General features: G+C 72.6%; 19 protein-coding genes. 11 read left to right on the top strand and 8 right to left on the bottom strand.

Features of this window, described 5'->3' with window-relative positions; genetic code table 11:
- Window positions 1–5 precede the first annotated feature (5 nt).
- Entirely contained in the window at window positions 6–392 is a 387-nt protein-coding gene (locus tag RI578_RS03205) for a PPOX class F420-dependent oxidoreductase (protein ID WP_310869602.1), read from the top strand.
- Window positions 393–453: 61 nt separating this feature from the next.
- Here the strand turns inward: RI578_RS03205 and RI578_RS03200 are convergent, their stop codons facing one another.
- Window positions 454–867 carry a zinc ribbon domain-containing protein gene (locus RI578_RS03200; protein WP_310869601.1) on the bottom strand — a complete coding sequence of 138 codons (414 nt, stop codon included), beginning with the start codon at window positions 865–867 and terminating at the stop codon, window positions 454–456.
- 174 nt (window positions 868–1041) lie between these two features.
- On the bottom strand, window positions 1042–1776 hold the full coding sequence (locus RI578_RS03195) for a TetR family transcriptional regulator (RefSeq protein ID WP_310869600.1): 735 nt from the start codon (window positions 1774–1776) through the stop codon (window positions 1042–1044).
- Between the two features lie 145 nt (window positions 1777–1921).
- Here RI578_RS03195 and RI578_RS03190 point away from each other — a divergent pair, with 145 nt between their 5' ends.
- Window positions 1922–2758 (top strand): hypothetical protein, encoded by an 837-nt coding sequence (locus tag RI578_RS03190; RefSeq protein ID WP_310869599.1) that lies wholly within the window; start codon window positions 1922–1924, stop codon window positions 2756–2758.
- A gap of 24 nt (window positions 2759–2782) precedes the next feature.
- Window positions 2783–3271 (top strand): flavin reductase family protein, encoded by a 489-nt coding sequence (locus tag RI578_RS03185; protein WP_310869598.1) that lies wholly within the window; start codon window positions 2783–2785, stop codon window positions 3269–3271.
- Window positions 3272–3321: 50 nt separating this feature from the next.
- Here RI578_RS03185 and RI578_RS03180 read toward each other — a convergent pair whose 3' ends face one another.
- Window positions 3322–3705 carry a hypothetical protein gene (locus RI578_RS03180; RefSeq protein ID WP_193776084.1) on the bottom strand — a complete coding sequence of 128 codons (384 nt, stop codon included), beginning with the start codon at window positions 3703–3705 and terminating at the stop codon, window positions 3322–3324.
- 317 nt (window positions 3706–4022) lie between these two features.
- A complete protein-coding gene (locus RI578_RS03175) occupies window positions 4023–4940 on the bottom strand; it encodes a MurR/RpiR family transcriptional regulator (protein ID WP_310869597.1) in 918 nt (305 codons plus the stop codon).
- A gap of 235 nt (window positions 4941–5175) precedes the next feature.
- Here RI578_RS03175 and RI578_RS03170 point away from each other — a divergent pair, with 235 nt between their 5' ends.
- Both RI578_RS03170 and RI578_RS03165 read left to right on the top strand, forming a co-directional pair.
- Window positions 5176–5337 (top strand): hypothetical protein, encoded by a 162-nt coding sequence (locus RI578_RS03170; RefSeq protein WP_310869596.1) that lies wholly within the window; start codon window positions 5176–5178, stop codon window positions 5335–5337.
- Between the two features lie 74 nt (window positions 5338–5411).
- The gene (locus RI578_RS03165) at window positions 5412–5846 is read left to right on the top strand and encodes a DUF3662 domain-containing protein (protein ID WP_310869595.1); all 435 of its coding nucleotides are present in this window, start codon (window positions 5412–5414) and stop codon (window positions 5844–5846) included.
- Here RI578_RS03165 and RI578_RS03160 read toward each other — a convergent pair.
- Window positions 5843–6526 (bottom strand): nucleoside/nucleotide kinase family protein, encoded by a 684-nt coding sequence (locus RI578_RS03160; RefSeq protein WP_310869594.1) that lies wholly within the window; start codon window positions 6524–6526, stop codon window positions 5843–5845. The genes RI578_RS03165 and RI578_RS03160 overlap by 4 nt on opposite strands.
- Window positions 6527–6579: 53 nt before the next feature.
- Between RI578_RS03160 and RI578_RS03155 the strand changes: the two genes are divergently transcribed.
- The 4 genes from RI578_RS03155 (at window position 6580) to RI578_RS03140 (ending at window position 11928) form a co-directional block, all read left to right on the top strand.
- The gene (locus RI578_RS03155; RefSeq protein ID WP_310869593.1) at window positions 6580–7320 is read left to right on the top strand and encodes a beta-phosphoglucomutase family hydrolase; all 741 of its coding nucleotides are present in this window, start codon (window positions 6580–6582) and stop codon (window positions 7318–7320) included.
- Window positions 7317–9671 carry a glycosyl hydrolase family 65 protein gene (locus RI578_RS03150; RefSeq protein ID WP_310869592.1) on the top strand — a complete coding sequence of 785 codons (2355 nt, stop codon included), beginning with the start codon at window positions 7317–7319 and terminating at the stop codon, window positions 9669–9671. Before RI578_RS03155 ends, RI578_RS03150 begins: the two co-directional genes overlap by 4 nt.
- A gap of 192 nt (window positions 9672–9863) precedes the next feature.
- A complete protein-coding gene (locus RI578_RS03145; protein ID WP_310869591.1) occupies window positions 9864–11342 on the top strand; it encodes a hypothetical protein in 1479 nt (492 codons plus the stop codon).
- 97 nt (window positions 11343–11439) lie between these two features.
- A complete protein-coding gene (locus RI578_RS03140) occupies window positions 11440–11928 on the top strand; it encodes a DUF5709 domain-containing protein (protein ID WP_310869590.1) in 489 nt (162 codons plus the stop codon).
- Window positions 11929–12041: 113 nt separating this feature from the next.
- Here the strand turns inward: RI578_RS03140 and RI578_RS03135 are convergent, their stop codons facing one another.
- The 3 genes from RI578_RS03135 to RI578_RS03125 form a co-directional block, all read right to left on the bottom strand.
- Window positions 12042–12263 (bottom strand): hypothetical protein, encoded by a 222-nt coding sequence (locus RI578_RS03135; protein WP_310869589.1) that lies wholly within the window; start codon window positions 12261–12263, stop codon window positions 12042–12044.
- 117 nt (window positions 12264–12380) lie between these two features.
- A complete protein-coding gene (locus tag RI578_RS03130) occupies window positions 12381–13490 on the bottom strand; it encodes a PP2C family protein-serine/threonine phosphatase (protein ID WP_310869588.1) in 1110 nt (369 codons plus the stop codon).
- A 65-nt stretch (window positions 13491–13555) separates the two neighbouring features.
- Window positions 13556–14770, bottom strand: a complete 1215-nt coding sequence (locus tag RI578_RS03125) for a glycoside hydrolase family 64 protein (protein WP_310869587.1) — start codon at window positions 14768–14770, stop codon at window positions 13556–13558.
- 387 nt (window positions 14771–15157) lie between these two features.
- Between RI578_RS03125 and RI578_RS03120 the strand changes: the two genes are divergently transcribed.
- Both RI578_RS03120 and RI578_RS03115 read left to right on the top strand, forming a co-directional pair.
- On the top strand, window positions 15158–16057 hold the full coding sequence (locus tag RI578_RS03120; protein WP_310869586.1) for a GNAT family N-acetyltransferase: 900 nt from the start codon (window positions 15158–15160) through the stop codon (window positions 16055–16057).
- A gap of 82 nt (window positions 16058–16139) precedes the next feature.
- A complete protein-coding gene (locus RI578_RS03115; RefSeq protein WP_310875650.1) occupies window positions 16140–16505 on the top strand; it encodes a hypothetical protein in 366 nt (121 codons plus the stop codon).

Raw genomic sequence — 16505 nt, 5'->3', positions numbered from 1 at the left:
GGACCATGGACGACGCCTCACTCGCCCGGCTGGGCGCCGGCAAGTACCTGCTGGTCACCACGTACCGGAAGAACGGCACGCCGGTCGCCACCCCGGTGTGGGTGGTGCGGGACGAGGACACCCTCGGCGTCTGGACGGCCGCCGACTCCTGGAAGGTCAAGCGCGTGCGCAACCGCGCCGACGTCCTGGTCGGCCCCTGCGACGTGCGCGGGAGGCCGACCGGCGAGCAGGTCCCGGCGACCGCGGAGATCTGCGACCCGGCCACCACCGGCCGCTACCGCCGGCTGATCGCCCGCAAGTACGGCATCGTAGGCCGGCTCACCCTGTTCGGCAGCCGGCTGCGCCGGGGCCTGGACGGCACCCTGGGGATCCGCATCACGCTCGCGTCCTGACGGCCCGGCGGCCGCGCCCCGACGTAGGGGACGGAGCGTCCCGCGCAGGGCTGACCGGCTCTCAGGTCCAGGCCCGGTACGGCTCGTCGACCAACTGGAAGACGGGTTCGCCGCGTACCGGGTCCTTGGCCGTGGACAGCCGCACCCGGTCCCCGCTGTGGATGCCGATGAGCGGGCCCATGACCCGGCCGCGCAGCACGAAGCCCTCGGCCATCTCGATCAGGGACACGTTGCGCGCGGCGGGGGTGTTGCGGTGCACCACCGTGGCGTGGCGCACCGTCCCCATGCCCTCGCTGCGTTCGGTCCGCAGGTCGCTGCCGCGACAGACCGGGCACAGCACCCGGTGGTACATGGAGGTGCCGCACCAGGTGCAGCGCTGGAAGAAGACGGCCTCGGCGTCCGGGGCCTTGGGGTCGAGCACGCCCGTCGCGGAGCCGACTGCCTGCTGAGCGACGTTTCCTGAGTGGTGGTACACGCTGGTCAACTCCCTGCACTCGGGCCGGAATCCCACGTGCGCGGTCGCCCGGGCACGCGTGTGCGCGGCTCGCCGTGCCACCGTGCACGCCCCACAGCGTATGGCACTGAGTGTCACTCGTAAAGGCACTGCGTACCCTCGAGTCCGCGCCCGTGACCCCGCGGCCTGCGGTCCTCAGTCGCGGGCGAACGCGGTCTCGACCTCCCGCACGACCTGCCACAGGGGCGTCCCGCGCCGGGAGACCACGACCACCACGTCCTCGGGCGCCTCGTCGCGGGGCGCGACGGGGACATCCCCGAACGTCGACTGCGCGTACCCCAGCGCGTGGTCCACCGCGGCGCCCGCGTCGTCCCGCCCGTCCGAACGCAGCCAGGAGCGCAGGGCGTTGTTGTGCGCCGCGACCACCGCGGCCGCGATCACGTCGGCCCGCAGGGTCCCGTCCGGCCGCCCGCCCAGGCGTCCGCGCAGGTACTCGGCGAGGGCGCGCTCGTAGCGCCAGACCACCGACAGCTCGTACGCGCGCAGTCCGGGGACCTTCTTGGTGAGGTGGTAACGCTGCACCGAGAAGGCCGGGTTCTCGGCGTACATGCGCAGCACGAGCCGGGCCGCGTCGCAGACCCGCACCACCGGGTCGGCGTCCTCGGGGGAGGCGGCCAGGAAGGCCGTCATGTCGGCCAGGCACCGCTCGTGGTCGGGGAAGACCACGTCTTCCTTGGAGGGGAAGTAGCGGAAGAACGACCGCCGTCCGACACCGGCGAGCGCGACGATGTCGTCGACGGTCGTCTGCTCGTAGCCCCGTTCCAGAAACAGCTGGAAGGCCGCCGCGACCAGCGCCTCCCGCATCGGCGGCCGGATACCCGCCGCGTCCGTCCGGTCCCCGCGGCGGGGCGCCGCACTGCTGGAGCTCATGAAGGGGAACGTAGCAGCTCACCGGCGCCCGTGACACTCAGTGCAGGGAAGGGAGGGAACTGAGTGCCCTCATCGAGTGACTGCCTCGCCACCTCGTCGCGCCGGTCGCATACGATCACTTCCGGTCAGCCTCGAGGAGTTCCGCATGCCGTCCCCCCGCCCCCGCATCCTGTACGTCACCGACCTGGCCTATGAGGCGCGCGGGCGGCGCTACTGCGACGAGGACATCTTCCTGGCCTCCCGTCTGCGCGAGGACTTCGACCTGGCCCTGTGCCACCCCGGGGAGGCCGCCGCGCTGTTGGACGCCTTCGACGCGGTCGTCGTCCGCAACAGCGGTCCCGTGCTGGGTCACCAGGCCGCCTACGACGCCTTTCGCGAGCGCGCGGCCGAGCGCGGAACCCTCGTCTACAACCAGCTCACCGGCCGGGCGGACATGGTCGGCAAGCAGTACCTCCTCGACCTGACCGACGCGGGATACCCGGTCATCCCCACCGTCGGACGGCCGGAGGACCTGCACCGGCTGCCCCCGGCGGACGAGTACGTCGTCAAGCCCAGGCTCGGCGCGGACTCGGTGGGCCTGCGGTTCGTGCCCGCGGACCGCCTGCGGGAAACGGTGCGCGGCGACGCCGGGGACCTCCTCGTCCAGCCGCGCGTCGACTTCGCCCACGAGATCTCCTTCTACTTCGTCGACCACGACTTCCAGTACGCCCTGTACGCGCCGCACCCCGACCGGCGCTGGCGGCTGGAGCCGTACGACGCCTCACCGCAGGACCTCGACTTCGCGCGCCTGTTCATCGAGTGGAACGGCATCGACCACGGCATCCAGCGCGTGGACGCCTGCCGCGCGCCCGGCGGTGAACTGCTCCTGGTCGAGCTGGAGGACCTCAACCCCTACCTGTCGCTGGACGCCCTCGACGAGGCGGGCCGGGACTCCTTCGTCACCGCCCTGCGGACGGCCCTGCGGCGCCTCCTCGCGGAATGATCCCGTCCGGGAACGGCGCCTAACATGATTGGCATGGACGTGTTTCTCGGCCGGCTCGACCCGGACATGTGCGTGGTGACGGCCGCGGCGGACGGGGAACGGGCGGGCTGCCTGGTCGGCTTCTCCTCGCAGTGCTCCCTCGACCCCGTGCGTTTCGTCGTATGGCTCTCCGAGGTCAACCGGACCTTCCGGGTGGCGCGTTCCGCCGACGTCCTGGCCGTCCATCTGCTCGCCCGCGACCAGCGCGGGACGGCCGAGATCTTCGGCGGGCAGACCGGCGACCGGGTGGACAAGTTCCGGCAGGTCCGCTGGCGTGAGGGGTACGGCGGGGCGGTCGTGCTGGAGGACGCCGAGGCGTGGTTCGTCGGCCGCGTGGTGGAGCGCGCCGCCGGAGGAGATCACGTCGGTTTCGTCCTCGAACCGGTCGAGTGGGGTGGGCGGGAGGCGTCCGGCGGACGGCTGCTGCGGCTCGCCGACGCCCACACCATCCGGCCCGGCCACCCGGTGGACTGACTGACCGGCGCGGTCCGGGGCGAGCGCGGGGCGGTCCGGGACGGCGCGGGTCAGCGTCCGGCGGCGCCCCGCTCGACCAGCGCCTCGGTGACCGCCCGCACGCTGCGCGCGATGTGCTGCAACTGCAGGACCTCCGCCGCGTACAGCTTGATGGTGTGCTCGATGACCGACTCGGGCAGGCCGAGCCGGGGCAGGTCCGCCCGGGCGGTCTGCAGGGCGGTGCGGGCCACCCGGATCTCGTGCTGGACCTGGATCTGCGCATGGCGGGCGAGCAGCACAGGGTGGCGGATCAGCGCCGGGTAGCCCGCGTAACGGGCCGGCACCAGCTCGCGCAGCCACTTGGCCGCCGAGCGTTCCCAGTCGTAGCTGCCGGGTGTCTTGACCTGGCACGGCCAGTCCGGGCTGATGCGCGTGGTCGTCAGGGGCATGATCATCGCTTCCGGGTGTGCGGCGTCGACGGGGTGGGGCGACGGTTGGGGCGGCCCCGGTCCAGGGGACGACCGGGACCGCCGCGGGCGCTCGCGCAGGCGATGCCCGACGGAACACCCCCGGGTTGCGCCGGAGCGGGTAGGAGCCGGCTGCCAGAGGTGTTCGCGCAGGTGTGGACGCGCTCCGGGGCGGCCGGGTCGCGATCCGTGAGCAGTATTTATATATGCCAACCGCTTTGCAAGGCGTATGAAAACATTCATGCCTGCTTTGACGGGGATGGCCCCCGTCTGCGCCGACCAATCGGGGCCGAAACCGGGACGGCTCAGTCCCGGAGAAAGAACTGGTGCTGGTCGGCGACCTGCTCGTACTCCTCCAGCCGGGCCTGCGTCCGCTCGGGATCGGCGTCGGTCATGGCCTGGAGCAGCGCCGCGCACATCACGCCCGGTGCCGCGTAGGAGTCGAAGACCAGCCGAGACCCGGTGCCGGTGGCGAAGGTGACGTCGGCCTCGTCCACGACGGGGCCGAGCGCCAGGTCGGTGATCAGCGCCACCTTCAGTCCGGCACCGCGTGCCACCCGGACGGCGCCCAGGGTCTCGTGGGCGTGCCGGGGCATGGAGAAGGCCAGCACCCAGGTGCCGCCCGCCTCCCGGGACTGGAGCAGGGCGTCGTAGGCGACGGTGCCGCCCCGGGTCACCAGGCGTACGTCGGGGTGGACGCGGCGGGCGGCGTAGGCGAAGTACTCGGCGAGCGAGACGGAGATGCGCAGCCCGAGGACGGTCAGCGGCGCGGAGGCGGCCAGCTTGCGTCCGACGTCGATCACCCGGTCGGCGTCGGCGAAGTCGCGCCGCAGGTTCTCCAGGTTCTCGATCTCGGCGTCGACGGCCGCCTGGAGTTCGTTGCCCCGGTTCTCCTCGGCCGGAGTGCCGCCGCGGGTGCCCAGCGCGATCGACTGGAGCTGCTCCCGCAGCGCCGGGTAGCCGCTGAAGCCGACCGCCGAGGCGAACCGCGTCACCGAGGGCTGGCTCACGCCCACCCGGTCGGCGAGGTCGGTGATCGACAGGAACGCCGCCTCGGTGAGGTGCTCGATGAGGTACTGCGCGATGCGCCGCTGGCCCGGGGAGAGGCGGGGCCGGTCGAACAGCGTCCTGAGCCGGGAGGTGGGGGAGACCTCCGTCTCCGGGGCCGCCCTTCCCGAGGTGATCGCCGATGCCTGCGCGCGTGCCTGCTGCGGCGATGGCACGGATGCGCCTCCTTTGTCTCCCACGGAGGTCAACATAGCTCACCCCCTGTGTCCGGCAGGACGGCGTCATGGGCCGTCCCTGAGCCCGCACGGGCCGGCATCCGCCCCGCGGCGAACCGGCACGCGCACCCGCAGGGCACCGGCATCCGCACCCGCGGGGATAGCACGGCCCTGGCCGGGAACCCGCCGCCACGGAAGCAGGAAGTACTCACAGCACGGACGAGGAGCCACCGTCATGACCGTCCCGGAAGAGAACCGGCCGAAGACCGACACCACCGACGACGTTCTCGACCAGCGTGACCAGGAGGCGCCCCGCCCGCAGGGTGGCACCGGCCGGACCATGCGCGAGGCCCTGGAGGAGGCGCACGTCCGCCCGGACGACTACGACGAGGAATGACCGCCCGGTAGCCGCGCGACGCCCGCGCACATCCGGGCGGCCGACCCCGAGTACACCCGGCAGGTGAATACCGCATGGGCGCCATCAGCGCGCTGGAGAAAGTCCTGGAGAACGGTTGGGAAGCGCTGTGGGCGCGGGTCTTCGACAGGGACCCTGTCGAACTCCTCGACGCCCTGCGCACGGAATGCGACAGCAACGCCGTGGTCTCGCCCCAGGGGCGGGTCATGGTGCCCAACGCCTACGACGTCGCGCTCGCCGACGTCGTCCACGAGGAACTGACACGCCGCGACAGCCGGGTGGGCCAGGTGCTCACCGACAGCCTGGCCCGGCACGCCGAACGGCACGGATACGAGTGGGCGGGCCCGCTGGCGGTGCACATCACGAAGTCGGACGACGTGCCCAACGGCCGCTACCGTGTGGCGAGCGGTGTGATGCCGCACGTGAGCGCCGACGGCTTCCCGCACGCGGAGCCCCAGCCGCGCTCCACCGACGGCCGTCTCACGACCTAGGGCCGGTCTGGCATCGCCCCCGCCGGTACCACGAGGTCGGCGCGGTCCCGGGTCGCGGTGACCAGGTCGGCGTTGCGCTGGTCGGTGCCGAGTACCCAGGCGACCGCGTCCTCGTGGGACTTGCCGAACCGCTCGTGCCGAGCCACCAGCCGGCGGACCCGCTCGGTCTCCGCCGGCTCGCAGAACCACACCTCGTCGAGCCGGGAGCGCACCCGCGCCCACGCGCCGGTCTCCAGCAGCAGGTAGTTGCCCTCCGTCACGACCAGCCGCGCCGACGCCGGCACCGGCACGGCCCCGGCGATCGGCTGCTCCAAATTGCGCTCGAAGCCGGGCGCGTACACGGTCTCGCCGCCCGCCCCCTCGCCGCCCGCCCCCTCGTCGTCCGGCTCCTCGCGCAGCCGGCCCAGCAGCGCCGCGTACCCGGCCGCGTCGAAGGTGTCGGGCGCGCCCTTGCGGTCCCGGCGGCCGAGACGGTCCAGTTCGGCGTCGGCGAGGTGGAAGCCGTCCATGGGGACGTGTGCGACCCACGGCGCGCCGGTCCCGTTCAGTTCCCGCACCAGACGCTCGGCGAGCGTCGACTTCCCGGCGCCGGGGCTGCCGGCGATGCCGAGGATCGCGCGCCGCCCGCCCACCGGCAGTGAGCGGGCCCGGGTGAGGAGGTCGTCGAAAGTCAGCGGCACACCGCAGAGTGTGTCACCTGATCGGACCCGCCCCGGCGGGGAACTGTGTCGGTATGACGACGCAGCTAGGACTTCCCGACTCCATCCGCGCCTGCCTCTTCGACCTCGACGGGGTCGTCACCAGGACGGCGGTGGTGCACGCCGCCGCCTGGAAGGAGACGTTCGACGCCTTCCTGCGCGAGCGGGACGGCGCGGACTTCCGCCCCTTCAGCGACTCCGACTACGACGAGTACGTCGACGGCCGCCCGCGCGCCGACGGCGTCCGCTCCTTCCTCGCCTCCCGCGGCGTCGAACTGCCCGACGGGGACCCCGACGACCCGCCGGACGCGCAGACCGTCAACGGCGTCGGCAACCGCAAGAACGAGCTGCTCCTGGAGAAGATCCGCACCGACGGCGTGAAGCCGTACGAGGGCACGCTGCGCTACATCGACGCGGTCCGCGCCGCCGGCCTCGCCACCGCGATCGTCTCCTCCAGCGCCAACACCCGGGACGTGCTGCACTCCATCGACGCCGAGCGCCTGTTCGACGTACGGATCGACGGCGTCGTGGCCCGCGAGCGGAAGCTGCCGGGCAAACCACGCCCCGACACCTTCCTCGCCGCCGCCCGCGACCTCGGCGTCGAGCCGTCCCGCGCCGCCGTGTTCGAGGACGCGCTCGCCGGCATGGACGCCGGCCGCTCCGGGCACTTCGGCTACGTCGTCGGCGTCGACCGCGTCGGCCAGACCGACGCCCTCTATGCCCACGGCGCCGACCGCGTCGTCAAGGACCTCGCCGAACTGGGAGGCCAGGCGTGATCACCAACCGGACGTACGCCGTCGAGCCCTGGTCCGTGCGCGAGACGGCCCTCAACCTCGACCTCCTCGCCCAGAGCGAGTCCGTCTTCGCCCTGTCCAACGGGCACATCGGCTGGCGCGGCAACCTCGACGAGGGCGAACCGCACGGCCTGCCCGGCAGCTACCTCAACGGCGTCTACGAACTCCACCCGCTGCCGTACGCCGAAGCGGGCTACGGCTACCCCGAGTCCGGCCAGACCGTCATCAACGTCACCAACGGCAAGCTGCTGCGGCTGCTCGTCGACGACGAACCCTTCGACCTGCGCTACGGACGGCTCGTCAAGCACGAACGCACCCTGGACCTGCGGCGCGGCGTGCTGGAGCGGACCTGCGAGTGGACCTCCCCGGCCGGTACGACCATCCGGGTGCGCTCCACCCGGCTGGTCTCCCTCACCCAGCGGGCCATCGCCGCCGTGGAGTACGAGGTGGAGCCCGTCGACAGCCGGACCCGGGTGGTCATCCAGTCGGAACTCGTCACCAACGAGAGCCTGCCCTCCCCGGACGGCGACCCCCGGACGGCCAAGGCGCTGCAGTCCCCGCTGGAGCCGGAGGAGGACCTCGCCATCGGCTCCCGGCTGCGCCTGGTCCACCGGACGCGGCGCAGCGGCCTGCGGGTCGCCGTGGCCGCCGACCACGTCGTGGACACCTCCGGGGAGATCACCACCAGCAGCGAGAGCAACACGGACGTGGCCCGACTGACCATCACCTCCGTGCTGGAGCCGGGACAGCGGCTGCGGGTGCAGAAGACCGTCGCCCACGGCTGGTCGGGCGCCCGCTCCCGCCCCGCGATGAGCGACCAGGTCGAGGCCGCGCTCGCCGCCGCCGCGCACAGCGGCTGGGACGGGCTGGTGGCGGAACAGCGCGCCTACCTCGACGACTTCTGGGCGCGGGCGGACGTGGAGGTGCACGGCGACGAGGAGATCCAGCAGGCGGTGCGCTTCGCCCTCTTCCACGTGCTGCAGGCCGGAGCCCGCGCCGAACAGCGGGCGATCCCGGCCAAGGGACTGACCGGCTCCGGTTACGACGGACACGCCTTCTGGGACACCGAGATGTTCGTGCTGCCCGTACTGACCTACACCGAGCCCAAGGCCGTCGCCGAGGCGCTGCGCTGGCGCCGGGACACCCTGCCCGCCGCCCGGGACCGCGCCACCCAGCTCGGGCTGCGCGGCGCCGCGTTCCCGTGGCGGACCATCGACGGCTCGGAGGGCTCCGCGTACTGGCCGGCCGGCACGGCCGCCTTCCACGTGGCCGCCGACATCGCGCACGCGGCGGTGCGGTACACGGCGGCGACCGGCGACACCGACTTCGAACGCGACACCGCCCTCGAACTCCTGGTGGAGACGGCCCGGCTGTGGCGCTCGCTGGGTCACCACGACCACCACGGCGTCTTCCACATCGACGGCGTCACCGGTCCGGACGAGTACAGCGCCATCGCCTACGACAACACGTACACCAACCTCATGGCACGGTCGAACCTGCTCGCCGCGGCCGACGTGTGCGAACGGCACCCGGACGAGGCGGCCCGCCTGGGCGTCGACGACGAGGAGAGCGCCGCCTGGCGGGACGCCGCCCTGTCCGTGCACATCCCCTACAACGAGGAGCTGGGCGTCCACGAGCAGCACTCGGGCTTCACCCGCCACCAGCGCTGGGACTTCGCCGCCACCGCCGCCGACCAGTACCCGCTGATGCTGCACTTCCCCTACTTCGACCTCTACCGCAAGCAGGTCATCAAGCAGTCCGACCTCGTCCTGGCGATGTACACCTGCGGCAGCTGGTTCGACGCCCACTGCGACGAGGACCAGATCGCCCGCAACTTCGCCTACTACGAGCCGCTGACCGTACGGGACTCCTCCCTGTCCGCCTGCTGCCAGGCCGTCGTCGCCGCCCAGACCGGACATCTGCGGCTGGCCTACGACTACGCCGCCGAGGCCGCCCTGATGGACCTGGCGGACCTGGAGCACAACACCCGCGACGGGCTGCACATCGCCTCGCTCGCCGGTACGTGGATGGCGCTGGTCGCCGGGTTCGGCGGCACCCGCCGGGACGGCGACAGCCTCCGGTTCACGCCCCGCCTGCCCGAGAAGTTCAGCCGCCTCGCCTTCCGGCTCCAGTTCCGCGGGCGGTGCCTGCGCGTGGAGATCCGCGCCGACAAGGCGACGTACACGCTGCTGGAGGGCGCACCGCTGACCATCCACCACCACGGAGCCGCCCTGACGGTGAACGGGGACGGCCCCGTCACCCGCGCCGTCCCCGAACCCAAACGGCGCCCCACCCCCGAACAGCCCCCGCACCGCCGCCCCAACGCCCACTGACAAGGCCGGACGCTTGACCGAGGAGAAAGGATGGGGCGGGAACGAGACAGCGCGACTGGCCGAGTTCAACCCTGCGCTTCCCTGGCACGCGGGTTAGTTTGACCTTGTTTTCCGGGTTTCCGGGCTCCCGCCACTGGCGGCAGGAGGTGAGCAACGAGCGGCCCCGCGACGAGTGGGGGTGAGGGGTGCACGATGGCCGACGGCGCGAACGCCATGCTCGCCGGCAGACGGCGGGACGAGGCGACGACGGCGTCCGGCACCCCCTGGCGCCTGCGCGGTGACGCCCTGATCGCGGCGGTGGCCGCCGCCTTCACCCTGTCGCAACTGGTCTTCGTCCACCCCTGGATGGGCCTCGGCTGGGACGAGACGGTGTACGTCAGCCAGGTCACCTCCCACCATCCCGCCGCCTTCTTCAGCGCACCGCGCTCCCGCGGCGTCTCCCTGCTGGTCGCGCCCGTCGCGTCCTGGTCGTCGTCCACCGAACTGCTGCGCGTCTACCTCGCCGTGCTGTCCGGCCTCGGCCTGTACCTCGCCCTGCGGGCCTGGAAGGGCCTCTTCCCGGCCCGCGTCCTGGCCACGGCCGGGGCGTTCTTCGCCACCCTGTGGGTGACCCTCTTCTACGGTCCGCAGGCCATGCCCAACTACTGGGTCGCCATCGGCGCCCTGGTCTGCGTCGGCTGCTTCCTCCGGGCGTGGCAGGGGCTGTCCGGGCGGGCCGCGCTGTGGGGAGTGGTGGCCGGAGCGGCGCTGATGGCGTGGATGCGCCCCACGGACGCGGTCTGGGTGACGCTGCCCCTGCTGGTCCTCGTCCTCGTACGCCGCCACTGGCTGCTGCTGCTCGCCCTCGTGGGTGGCCTCGCCGCCGGGGGAGTGGAGTGGGTGATCGAGGCGTACGGCTGGTACGGCGGCCTCGGGGAGCGGCTGTCCAGGGCCTCCGAGATCCAGGGCGGCCTCGGCTGGAACATCGCCGTCGACGACCAGATGCGCAGCCTGGGCGGGCGGGGCCTGTGCCGCCCGTGCACCGGATCGATGCCGCACCCGGTGGTCACCCTGTGGTGGATCGTCCTCCCGGCCGTCGCCGTCCTCGGGGTCGTCGTCGCCGTGCGGGCCCGGCGCGCGGCCCGCACGGTGATCCCGTTCGCCTGTGCGGTGACGGCCGCGCTGCCCTACCTGTTCATGATCGGCTATGCGGCGCCCCGCTTCCTCCAGCCCGCCTACGCCCTGCTGGCCGTCCCGGTCGCCGTGGCGCTGTGGCACCTGGTCAGGACGGCGGGCGGCCGGTGGCGCCCGGTGGCCGCGTCCCTCGTCGCGCTCGCGCTGGCCGGCCACCTGGCGGTGCAGTTCGCCGTCCTCGTGGGCACCGTGGACCGCAACGTCGAAAGCCGCGAGGACTGGGCCCGCGTCGCCGACGAACTGCACCGGCTGGGCGTCCGCCCGCCGTGTCTGATCACCGGGCACGAGTCCATCCCGATCGGCTACTACACGGGCTGCTCCTCCGGCGCCACCAGCGGCAACAACGAGAACATCACGGCCGCCGAGATCGTGGACACCGCCCGCCGCGTCCCGGTCGCCGACGTCACAGGACCGGGCGGCACCACGCCCGGCTACGCCCGCGACTGGGCACCGCACCGCATCACCGACCTGAGCATCCGCGTCGCACCCCGGGGGTGAAGATCCCGGGTCGGGAACGGGTTAGAGATCGCGTATCGGGAAACGCGAACCGCACACCCAGACCACCGAGCCGACGCAGCGCGAGAGGGAGGCAGCGATGGGCACGGACCCGATGGCCGACGACGTCTACCAGCCCACCGGAACCAACGAGGAGCAGGAGGACGCCGCGCCCCTCGACCTCCAGGACGCCGTCGACGAGCGGACCTACGACGACACGCTCGACGAGGGCTACTCCCCGCCGGAGAAACCCCTCGGCGTGACCAAGCACGGCACCACGGCCGCCGAGCAGCACGACGGCGAGACCCTGGACGAGCGGCTGTCCCAGGAGACACCCGACGTGTCCGCGCCGGACGGCGACGGCGTGGGCGACAAGCCCGGAGGCGACGGAGAGCCGGTCGACCCCGAGGCGGGCACCGAACGCTCCGGCCGACTGGTCGCCCCCGACGAGGGCGTACGCACCGACACGACGAAGGAGACCGTCGCCGAGGACGTCGGCATCGACGGCGGAGCGGCGGGTGCCGAGGAGGCCGCCATGCACGTCGTGGAGGACGAGACGGCGCTGCCGGACAGGGAGAACGACCGGTAGGGTCCCGGCTGCGCCCGCCGACCCGCCCGCGAGCCCGCTCACGCGTCACACGGCCCGGACCGGTGCCTCTCGCACCGGTCCGGGCCGTGTGACGCCCGGTGGCCGCCTTCCGGTCAGGGCAGAAGCTTGTCGAGGGCGGCGGGTCCCTCCTCGTCCAGCTTGCGCCTGGCCCATTCGAGGTTCTTCGGGGTGACGTCCCGGCCGGCCGCGAGGACGAGGTCCTCCGGGGACACCTCGGTGCCGGTACGGGTGTGGAGCAGGTCGTCCGGGGTGGCGCGGTCGTCCCCCGCGCGTGCTTCGGACGGCCGGGAGGCGTCGGGCTGTGACGTCGACATGATCAGTGCTCCTCGGATCCGGATCGCTGCTTCGGTGCCGTGCTGTTGTCGGTCCCGAATATCCCGATAACACCATTCAATGCGGAAGCGGCCACCGCATCCGGAGACCGACGGGATTCAGACCGGCGCCGGGGGCGAAGGAGTGAGGACGAGCATCGTGACGTCGTCGTCCACGTCCGGGCAGAAGCGCACCAGATCGGCCCAGACCCGGTCGGGGAGCACGGCGGGGTCCTCGTCGGCGAAGGCGGTCAGCCGGTCGGCCAGCGGGTAGAACGCGCCGCCGGCGCCCCGGGCCTCGACCACTCCGTCCGAGGCGAGGAAGAGCCGGTCACCGGGGCGCAGGGACACCGTGCACGCCTCGATCGCGCCGGCGTCCGCCAGCCCGAGCCCGAGCGGCGTCCACGGCGATACCTCCAGCTCCGTGGCCCGCGCGCCCCGCAGCAGCAGCGGCGGCGGGTTGCCGCAGACCACGACGCGGACCTCCAGGGCGTCGGCGGAGAACTCCAGCAGCGCGGCCGTCGCGAACAGCTCGGCGTGCCGCGCGTCCGCCGAGTCCACCAGCAGCCTCCGGTCGAGCCGCCCGGCCACCGACGCGAGATCCGGCTGGTCGAGCACCGCCTCGCGGAACGCCCCCAGCAGCGAGGCGACCGTCGACACCGCCGACAGCCCGTGCCCCTGCACGTCCCCCGTCACGACCCGTACGCCGAAGGGGCCGTCCCGTACGTCGAAGAAGTCGCCCCCGACGAGCGTCCCGCGCTGCGCCGCCCGGTACAGCCCGGCACAGCGCACCGCCCCGACCCGCTCGGGCAGCGGGGGCACGACGGCATGCTGCGCGGCCTCGGCGACCGTGCGCTCCAGACCCAGCTGGGCGTCGCGGCGACTGCGTACGAAGGACACGAAGACGCTGAGCCCGGCGACGAAGACGACGGTCAGCAGGTCGGTGTCGCCCGGCCGGTCGAGCTGGAAGGCCGGGATGTTCAGCAGCGCGACCACCACGCCGCCCAGCAGAGCGGTGGCCAGCGGGCTGTAGGAGAGCACGGCCAGCGGCGGGATGGCGCCCAGCAGGAAGCCGATGTCGAGGGGATCGTGGCTGATGAGCGTCGCCGCGCAGATCGCCACGACGAGGGCCGGCGGCAGCACCCGCACCCAACGGGGTGGCGGAGCCCCGCTCAGCCAGCTCCGCCGGTCCTCGCCCCGGCGCGGTGGCAGGGCCGACACCTTTCGCACACCACCACGCTCCTACGCCGCCCGGCCCACCGCACGCCGGGCGCCTCCCCGGCCCCGGACCGGCCCTAGAACCCGGTGAGCGTCAGCCGGAACCCGGTGGGCGCCGTGTCCTGGATGTAGGAGGCGAAGTCGGCCACGTCGTCGAAGGCGAAGCCGTACGCCCTGCCGTCCTCGGTGGCCGCGTGCACCGCCTTGGAGTAGTGGTTGGTCAGCGCGGTCCCGTAGAACGCCGCCGGGTCGGTCGTCGGCTGGTCGGCCGAGGAGACCAGCGTGGAGCGGTTGAAGCCGGCGCCGAGGACCGCGGCGACGGGACCGGTCGTGCCGTCGTTGGGCGCGGCGAGGGCGCCGTCGCAGAACAGCACGTCCCGCGTGGACGGCTTGCCGAAGGACACCTGGGCGGGCCCGTCGAAGGTCAGCCGGTCACCGCGCACCCGGCCGGTGAAGGTGCCGGCGTTGGTGGTGATCCTGAGATCCTTGCCGGTGTAGGTGCTCCAGACCTCGTCGATGTACGGGGCGAGGTAGTCCTTGGGGAACAGGCCGGCGTCCAGTCCGTGGCCGGGGGCGATCACGCGGGTGTCGTCCACCACCAGCGGCGCGAACTCCTCGACCTGCCGCAGCGCGGCGAAGACGTCCGCCCGTCCGCCCGCGCGCACGGTGCCGGTGGTCTGATCCTTGGCACCGGTCAGCCGGATGGCGAGCGGCACGCTGAACATGTCGACCATGGTGGTGTTGCAGAACATCCCGGAGGAGTTGTACGTGAACTCCGCGCAGTCGTGGAGCACTCCGTAGTTCGGGTCGGACTCGACCCAGCCCGCCGGATACTGCAGCGCGGCGTTGCCGGCGCCGTCGGCGACCGCCTTGAACCTCAGCTTCCCGCCGAGGGACACGTAGATCCGGCCGGAGAGGTACGGCAGGTTCAGCTGGGTCTCGCCGCTGCCGGCGAGGCTGATCGCGTAGTCGGTGAAGCCGTCGGCGCCGTTGTCGGAGAGGGCCACGGGCGCGACGGTGCCGTCGGGGGTGACGCGCACCTGCCGGCCGTCCACGTTTCCGACGATGTAGACGTGCACGTCGCCGTTGCCGAAGGAACCGGTGCTGTTGACGATCGTCAGCGGCAGGGCTCCGGCGGCCTTGGTGCCGGAGTCGGCCGCGGAGTCGTCCGAGCCGACGCCCGCGAGGGCGTGCGGGGCGACGGCGGCGGCGACCGGTGCGGCCACGACCATTCCGCCGAGGGCGACGAGGAGCTTGCGGCGGGCGAGTGGACGCTGGTGACGGGGAGTCATGTGGGGGGGCTCCAGTGTGATCGGGACATGACAGTGGGGAACGGAAGCCTGAGAGCGCTCTCACGACGTGCGCCGATGGTACGCATGACGGATGGCCCGGCCAACCGTCTCCGCCGGCCCTCAAACCCGTTGTGCCAGTTGGGACTTGGGGTGACCGGCGCCACGCAGGGAACGCTTAACCGCCGTTTAAGGCCCGTTTAATCCGCGCCGGAAAACCGGTGGCCGCCCTCGCACGGCACCCGGTACTGTCCGGGACACGCCCTGAGACCGACGGAAGGAGGGCAGAGCCGTGCAGTTCACATCGTTTCCGCGCTCCCTCCCCGTTGTCCCGGCGTACCTCGACTGACACCGGGAGCGCACCACGCATGACGCATCCCGGAGGAATCCGTGACCGATCTGGTCATCCGCGCGCTCGACGCGAGCGACGCCCATCTCTTCGACACCCTGCCCGACCCGCTGGGCGCCCGTGAGGGCCACCGGCTCACCCACCACCGCCCCGACTGGAAGCGGATCGCCCTGCGCGACGGCGCCGTCGTCGCCCGCGGCGCCTGGTGGGGCGGCCCCGACGACACCGAACCCGTCACCCTCAACTGGTTCGACGTGGCCGAGGGCGAGGAGGAGGCGGGAGCCGAACTCCTGAGCACCGCCCCCTGGCAGGTCGAACTGGAACTCAACCCGCCCGGCACCTGGCGCGAGGACCCCGCCCTGCGCGCCGCCACCGAGGCACGCTTCGCCGCCGCCCGAACGGCCGGGTACGACCTCCTGGTCGAACGCTTCCTGTACCGGTGGACGCCGGAGTGCGGGCTCCCCGAGCGGCCCGGCCGTCTGGACTTCCGCCCCGAACCGGACGACGCGGTGTTCTTCGACGCGCTGCGCCGCATCCACTCCGTCACCCTGGACGCCCACGCGCTCTTGGACATCGAGAAGGGCGGGCTCGACCAGGCCGCGCAGTCGGAACTCGACTTCTTCCACTGGTGCCCCTCGCCGCGGGAGTGGTGGCAGCTGGCGTACACCCCGGAGGGTGAACTCGCGGGCATCCACATCCCCGCGCACAACCCGTCCGGCCCGTGCGTCGGCTTCATCGGCGTACTGCCGGAACACCGTGGACACGGGTACGCCTTCGACCTGCTGGCCGAGTGCACCCACTTCCTGGTGGAGCGGGGCGCGGAGTTCGTCTCCGCCGCGACCGACCGGGGGAACCACCCCATGGCCGCCAACTTCGCCAAGGCCGGCTACCCGATCGCGCGGGAACGGATCAACTTCCATCCGGTAGCGGCCGGCCGGTAGGCCTGCGTCGGGGGCGGCGTCGGTGTCAGTGCCGGGTGGCATGCTGTCCGGCACGGTGGTCAACGGCGTGCGCGGAGGCGATGTGGGGTTCGAGGGCGAGATCTGGCACGTGCGCGGGGCGCCGGACGTGGGGGAGGAGGGAGCCGCCACGGAGGTCGGGGAGATCCTGATCGACGACGCCGACTTCCCCTGGCTGTCGGGCCGGTTCCGCGCCGGCCCGGCGTTCGCCGCCGTCCAGGACCTGTTCGCCCGCGAACTCGCCCTGGCGGAGCGGGACGACGAGGGGCACTGGGCCCAGTGGGAGGCGGTCTACGGCGAGATCGAACGACGCGTGCGGCTGGTCTCTCCCGACGGCCCGGTCGCCGAGTTCCTGCTGCATATCCAGGGAGAGAGAGCCTGGTTCCGGTGGAGCGACGAGCCGTTCGAGCGGGAGCGGGCCGGCGGCTGA

Source organism: Streptomyces sp. BB1-1-1, assembly GCF_031597775.1.
GTDB classification, from domain to species: Bacteria; Actinomycetota; Actinomycetes; order Streptomycetales; family Streptomycetaceae; genus Streptomyces; species Streptomyces thinghirensis.
This window is presented reverse-complemented; position numbering and strand designations above follow the sequence as displayed.

What these genes read in the sequence shown, in the direction of transcription:
- RI578_RS03205 (WP_310869602.1), top strand. Translation starts at nt 6, where the DNA reads ATGGACGACGCCTCACTCGCCCGGCTGGGCGCCGGCAAGTACCTGCTG.
- RI578_RS03135 (WP_310869589.1), bottom strand. Translation starts at nt 12,263, where the DNA reads ATGTCGACGTCACAGCCCGACGCCTCCCGGCCGTCCGAAGCACGCGCG.
- RI578_RS03165 (WP_310869595.1), top strand. Translation starts at nt 5,412, where the DNA reads ATGGGCGCCATCAGCGCGCTGGAGAAAGTCCTGGAGAACGGTTGGGAA.
- RI578_RS03140 (WP_310869590.1), top strand. Translation starts at nt 11,440, where the DNA reads ATGGGCACGGACCCGATGGCCGACGACGTCTACCAGCCCACCGGAACC.
- RI578_RS03180 (WP_193776084.1), bottom strand. Translation starts at nt 3,705, where the DNA reads ATGATCATGCCCCTGACGACCACGCGCATCAGCCCGGACTGGCCGTGC.
- RI578_RS03145 (WP_310869591.1), top strand. Translation starts at nt 9,864, where the DNA reads ATGGCCGACGGCGCGAACGCCATGCTCGCCGGCAGACGGCGGGACGAG.
- RI578_RS03190 (WP_310869599.1), top strand. Translation starts at nt 1,922, where the DNA reads ATGCCGTCCCCCCGCCCCCGCATCCTGTACGTCACCGACCTGGCCTAT.
- RI578_RS03195 (WP_310869600.1), bottom strand. Translation starts at nt 1,776, where the DNA reads ATGAGCTCCAGCAGTGCGGCGCCCCGCCGCGGGGACCGGACGGACGCG.
- RI578_RS03155 (WP_310869593.1), top strand. Translation starts at nt 6,580, where the DNA reads ATGACGACGCAGCTAGGACTTCCCGACTCCATCCGCGCCTGCCTCTTC.
- RI578_RS03170 (WP_310869596.1), top strand. Translation starts at nt 5,176, where the DNA reads ATGACCGTCCCGGAAGAGAACCGGCCGAAGACCGACACCACCGACGAC.
- RI578_RS03125 (WP_310869587.1), bottom strand. Translation starts at nt 14,770, where the DNA reads ATGACTCCCCGTCACCAGCGTCCACTCGCCCGCCGCAAGCTCCTCGTC.
- RI578_RS03185 (WP_310869598.1), top strand. Translation starts at nt 2,783, where the DNA reads ATGATTGGCATGGACGTGTTTCTCGGCCGGCTCGACCCGGACATGTGC.